Here is a 4,871-nt window from a genome sequence, read left to right on the forward strand (position 1 = left end):
AGACAGTCGAAATCCTGACGCCCGACTTCCTGCGCAAGGACGGCGCGCTGGAGGTCGTCGTGGCCGCCAAGCCCGACGTCTTCAACCACAATCTCGAAACCGTACCGTCGAACTATCTGACGGTTCGTCCGGGCGCCCGCTATTTCCATTCGATCCGGCTGTTGCAGCGGGTCAAGGAGCTTGATCCGTCGATCTTCACCAAGTCCGGCATCATGGTGGGGCTGGGCGAAGAACGGAATGAAATCCTGCAGCTGATGGACGATCTGCGGTCCGCCAATGTCGACTTCATGACCATCGGCCAGTACCTGCAGCCGTCGAAGAAGCACCATCCGGTGATCCGCTTCGTCACTCCGGAGGAGTTTAAATCTTTCGAGACGATCGGCCGGACCAAGGGTTTCCTGCTGGTGGCGTCCAGCCCGCTGACGCGTTCGTCGCATCACGCCGGCGACGATTTCGCCAAGCTGCGTGCGGCACGGGAAGCGATTCTCAAGAAAACAGCTTAACCCGCTGGTTTCATGCCAAAATTCGAAGCCACCCGACGCGTATCCCATACACCCGAGCAGATGTTCGCGCTGGTCGCCGATGTTGAATCCTATCCGCAATTCCTGCCGCTTTGCGAAGCGCTGACGGTTCGCTCGCGCAAGGAGCGTGACGGGCGCACGGTTCTGCTTGCCGACATGAGCATCGGCTACAAGGCGATCCGCGAAACCTTCACGACGCAGGTGCTGCTGAAGCCCGCCGAGAACACCATCGAGGTGAAGTACATCGACGGGCCGTTCAAATATTTGAGCAACGTCTGGCGTTTCGAAGCGGACGGCGTCGGGTGCACCGTCCGCTTCTTCATCGACTACGAGTTCAAGAGCCGTATTCTGGGCGCGGTCATGGGGACCATGTTCGATCGCGCCTTCCGCATGTTCGCCGAAGCCTTTGAGAAGCGCGCCGACGTCATCTACGGTGCAGCACCCCGGGTCTAGAGCAGTTCACCGTTTCACGGAAACGGCGACCCGCTCTAACTCCTTGTTTTTACGCAATTCCGGACGGAAAAGCGTTTCACACTTTTCCTGGAATTGCTCTAAGGTTAGCCGAGCGCAAGCAGGCCCAGCTCCAGCGCTTGCCGGACCGTTTCGCGACGAATGAAATCGCGGCCTTTGTCTGCAAAGAGCTGGTGCTCGGCGACAATCGGTCGGCCGTCCAGCGCAACCCCGAACCAGACCAGGCCGACCGGTTTTTCCGCCGAACCGCCGCCAGGCCCAGCGATCCCGGTGACCGCCAGGGTCAGCCCGGCGCGCGAACGGGCAAGCGCGCCTGCCGCCATTTCAATTGCAGTCTCGCCTGAAACCGCGCCATGCGCCTCGAGCGTGGCGGTGGAAACACCGAGCATGTCCATCTTGGCTTCGTTGGAATAGGTGATGAAGCCACGATCGATCACGGCGGACGAGCCGGCGATGTCAGTCAACGCGGCGATGATCATGCCGCCGGTGCAGCTTTCCGCCGTTGCTAGCATAATGCCGCGTCTCTGGCAGGCTTGCAGCAGGGCATTTGCCAGCTCGTTGTGGGTCATTCCGGCACCTCGCCGGGAAACACCACGCTGGCGGTGGCGATCGCCGCAATGCCTTCCTCACGCCCGACAAAGCCGAGCTTCTCATTGGTTGTGGCCTTGATCGAGATGCGATCCGGCGTAATTGCCAGCATCTGCGAAAGGGCTGCGGTCATGGCCTCGCGATGCGGGCCGACGCGCGGCGCTTCGCAGATCAGCGTGATGTCGGCATTGGCGATGCGGCCGCCGCGCGCGCGGACCAGTTTCGCCGCATGCTCGACGAATATGCGCGACGCAGCGCCTTTCCACTGCGGGTCGGATGGCGGAAAATGCGTGCCGATGTCGCCGGCGCCGCAAGTCGCCAGCAGCGCATCGGTCAAGGCGTGCAGACCGACATCGGCGTCGGAATGGCCGGACAGCTTCTTGTCGTGCGCTATGGCGACGCCACACAAAGTGACATGGTCTCCCGGTTCGAAGGCGTGGACGTCGTAGCCATTGCCGGTACGGATGTCGGGAAAGCGCACGCGTTCGCCGGAAAGCCGCTGGTCCGCCATCGCAATATCCCGTGCCCAGGTGAGTTTGACATTGTCCGGCGAGCCCGGAACGATCTTGACCGGAATATGCGCCCATTCGGCGATCGCGGCATCGTCGGTAAAATCCATTTTTCCCAGATGATGGGCTTTCTCGTGCGCGGCAAGAATGGGCCAGAACGGAAAGCCCTGTGGCGTTTGCGCCGCGTGAAGCCCGCTGCGCGATACGGTTTCGCCAACCACGCCGGAGGCCGATTCGCGCTTCAGCGTGTCGGCGACGGGCAAAGCGGGCAACGCGCCCTCGCGCTCGCCGATGGCGGCGATGGTGCGATCTATCAGGTCCGCATCGACAAACGGACGCACGGCGTCATGGATCAGGACCTGCGCCGGCGCCTGGCCTCTAAGGGCAAGCAGGCCGAGCCGAACGGATTCCTGCCTCGTCGCCCCGCCCATGATGGCGATGACGCGCTCGGCATTGGCGCCCGCCGCCTGCCGGAACAGCTCATGGTCATCGGCATGAATGGCGACGACGATCTCGCTGGTCCGCGGGTGGGCCAGAAAAATGTCCAGCGTGTGTGCAATGACGGCAAAGCCGCCAATGTGTTGATATTGCTTCGGTCCGTTGGCCTGTCCGGCGCGCGCACCACGGCCGGCCGCAACGATCACCACCGCGACCTTGCCATCCGCACCCGAAACGTGATTTTCACTTGCGTCAGTCATGCCTGTTTGGTCCTAGCGCACGATCCCGAAAAGTGTAATCGGTTTTCGGAAAGATCGTGCGCTAAGTATGAAATTCCAAAGCGTCTTTTGCGCGTCCTCAGGGACGCGCGGCGCTTTGGTCGCGGCCAAAGCCGAAGGCCGGCATTTTCCCAATTGCGCCTTAATGTGGCGTCATTCCGCGTTGCACATTGCGCCGGTTCTGGCTAGAGAATGTGCAACGAATGAAGATGCTTGGTTTTTGTGCATGGTTAACTTGACCAAATTGGCCGCGCCGCTCGATGTCGGGGGCGTGAGAATCCGCAATCGCGTGTTCCTCGCACCGATGTCGGGGATTACGGACGAGCCGTTCCGGCAGCGTGCCCACGCGCATGGAGCGGGCCTGGTCGTATCCGAAATGGTTGCCAGCGGCGAGCTCGCCAAGGGCAGGGCCGGTTTCAACCTGCGCATACGCCACTCCGGCCTGCCCGTCCATATGGTTCAGCTGGCAGGCCGTGAGGCGATGCACATGGCCGAAGGTGCCAGAATCGCCGCCGGTGAGGGCGCCGACATCATCGACATCAACATGGGATGCCCGGCCAAGAAGGTTACCGGCGGTTATGCGGGTTCGGCATTGATGCTGGATCTCAACCACGCACTGTCGCTGATCGACGCCGTTGTCGGCGCGGTCGAGGTGCCGGTGACGGTCAAGATGCGGCTTGGCTGGGACGAAGGCGCGCTCAATGCGCCGATGCTCGCGCGCCGCGCCGAGCAGGCCGGTGTCAGCATGGTGACCGTGCACGGCCGCACGCGCTGCCAGTTCTACCAGGGCAAGGCCGACTGGCGCGCCATCGCCCGCGTCAAGGAAGCCGTGTCCATCCCGGTCGTCGCCAATGGTGACGTCTCTTCGCCGGCGGAAGCGGCCGACATTCTCGATCAATCGGGTGCCGACGCCGTGATGATCGGCCGTGCCCATTATGGCGCGCCCTGGATCGCAGGCGGCATTGCGGCCGCAGCGACCGGCGAGGCGACGCCAAACATGCCACGGGACTCGACGGCGGTCGCCGACTACATCGTGGCCCACTATGAGGACATGCTGGCGCTCTACGGCGCCGAAAGCGGCCTGCGCCAGGCGCGCAAACACCTTGGCTGGTATCTCGACCGGCATGCCGGCGGCGTCGCCGACGACAGCCGAAAGGCCATACTGACCGCATTCGAGCCCGCGCGCGTCATTGCCTTGCTGCGCGATGTGTTTTCGCGCGATCCGCAACCCTTGAACCTGCGGAGCGCCGCATGAACGCCGCCGCTGACCAAGGCGCTGAAATGGCGGATGCCGCCCAGATCGTGCTCAACACCATCCGTCGCCCGGTGATCATGATCAGCGAGGAAGGTTTCATCACCTATGCCAACGCCGACGCGGAAGATTTCTTTCGCTCGAGTGCAAACATGCTCGCCCGCAACACGCTGTCAAAACTCATTCCCTTCGGCAGCCCGCTGCTGACGCTGGTCGATCAGGTGCGCGAGCGTCGGGCTCCGGTCAACGAGTATCGGGTCGACGTGTCGTCGCCGCGTCTCGGCATCGAAAAGGTCGTCGATCTCTACGTCGCGCCGGTGCCGGAATATCCGGGCTCCGTCGTGGTGATGTTCCAGGAACGGTCGATGGCCGACAAGATCGACCGGCAGATGACGCATCGGGGTGCCGCACGTTCGGTGACCGGTCTGGCGGCAATGCTTGCCCATGAGATCAAGAACCCGCTCTCCGGCATCCGCGGCGCTGCCCAGCTTCTCGAACTGTCGGCTTCCGACGAAGACCGCGCGCTGACGCGGCTGATCACCGACGAGACGGACCGCATCGTATCGCTGGTCGATCGCATGGAGGTGTTTTCCGACGAGCGGCCGATCGATCGCTATCCCGTCAATATCCATGTCGTGCTCGACCATGTGAAGGCGATTGCCAAGAATGGTTTTGCCAAGAAAATCAAGATAATGGAGGATTATGATCCTTCATTGCCTCCGGTGTTTGCCAACCGCGATCAACTCATCCAGGTGTTCCTCAACCTGGTCAAGAACGCTGCCGAGGCGATCGGCAGCGACCCGCAAGGCGCGAT

At 62.3% G+C, this 4,871-nt stretch carries 6 protein-coding genes; 4 read left to right on the forward strand and 2 right to left on the reverse strand.

Annotated elements, in window-relative coordinates; translation table 11 throughout:
- Together EOB59_RS24435 and EOB59_RS24440 are read left to right on the forward strand one after the other, a co-directional pair.
- Positions 1-503, forward strand: a 503-nt coding sequence (locus tag EOB59_RS24435) for a lipoyl synthase (protein ID WP_128289422.1), incomplete at its 5' end; no start/stop codon positions are given.
- Between the two features lie 12 nt (positions 504-515).
- Entirely contained in the window at positions 516-974 is a 459-nt protein-coding gene (locus tag EOB59_RS24440; RefSeq protein ID WP_127810320.1) for a type II toxin-antitoxin system RatA family toxin, read from the forward strand.
- A gap of 104 nt (positions 975-1,078) precedes the next feature.
- Here EOB59_RS24440 and EOB59_RS24450 read toward each other — a convergent pair whose 3' ends face one another.
- Both EOB59_RS24450 and EOB59_RS24455 read right to left on the reverse strand, forming a co-directional pair.
- A complete protein-coding gene (locus tag EOB59_RS24450; RefSeq protein ID WP_128289423.1) occupies positions 1,079-1,561 on the reverse strand; it encodes a CinA family protein in 483 nt (160 codons plus the stop codon).
- Positions 1,558-2,787 (reverse strand): bifunctional 2-C-methyl-D-erythritol 4-phosphate cytidylyltransferase/2-C-methyl-D-erythritol 2,4-cyclodiphosphate synthase, encoded by a 1,230-nt coding sequence (locus tag EOB59_RS24455; RefSeq protein ID WP_127810323.1) that lies wholly within the window; start codon positions 2,785-2,787, stop codon positions 1,558-1,560. The genes EOB59_RS24450 and EOB59_RS24455 overlap by 4 nt, the downstream gene beginning before the upstream one ends.
- Positions 2,788-3,031: 244 nt before the next feature.
- On the opposite strand from EOB59_RS24455, the gene dusB reads away from it, so the two are divergent.
- Positions 3,032-4,060: a tRNA dihydrouridine synthase DusB gene (gene dusB, locus EOB59_RS24460; RefSeq protein WP_128289424.1), complete on the forward strand. Its 1,029-nt coding sequence runs from the start codon at positions 3,032-3,034 to the stop codon at positions 4,058-4,060.
- A partial coding sequence (locus tag EOB59_RS24465) for a histidine kinase dimerization/phospho-acceptor domain-containing protein (protein WP_245486731.1) occupies positions 4,057-4,871 on the forward strand: 815 nt, incomplete at its 3' end. The genes dusB and EOB59_RS24465, both read left to right, overlap by 4 nt.

Source organism: Mesorhizobium sp. M7A.F.Ca.MR.176.00.0.0, from assembly GCF_004023165.1.
Classification (GTDB): domain Bacteria; phylum Pseudomonadota; class Alphaproteobacteria; order Rhizobiales; family Rhizobiaceae; genus Mesorhizobium.

Excerpts from the sequence above, each read along its gene's own strand:
- EOB59_RS24440 (WP_127810320.1), top strand. The coding sequence starts at position 516 with ATGCCAAAATTCGAAGCCACCCGACGCGTATCCCATACACCCGAGCAG.
- EOB59_RS24450 (WP_128289423.1), bottom strand. The coding sequence starts at position 1,561 with ATGACCCACAACGAGCTGGCAAATGCCCTGCTGCAAGCCTGCCAGAGA.
- EOB59_RS24455 (WP_127810323.1), bottom strand. The coding sequence starts at position 2,787 with ATGACTGACGCAAGTGAAAATCACGTTTCGGGTGCGGATGGCAAGGTC.
- dusB (WP_128289424.1), top strand. The coding sequence starts at position 3,032 with ATGGTTAACTTGACCAAATTGGCCGCGCCGCTCGATGTCGGGGGCGTG.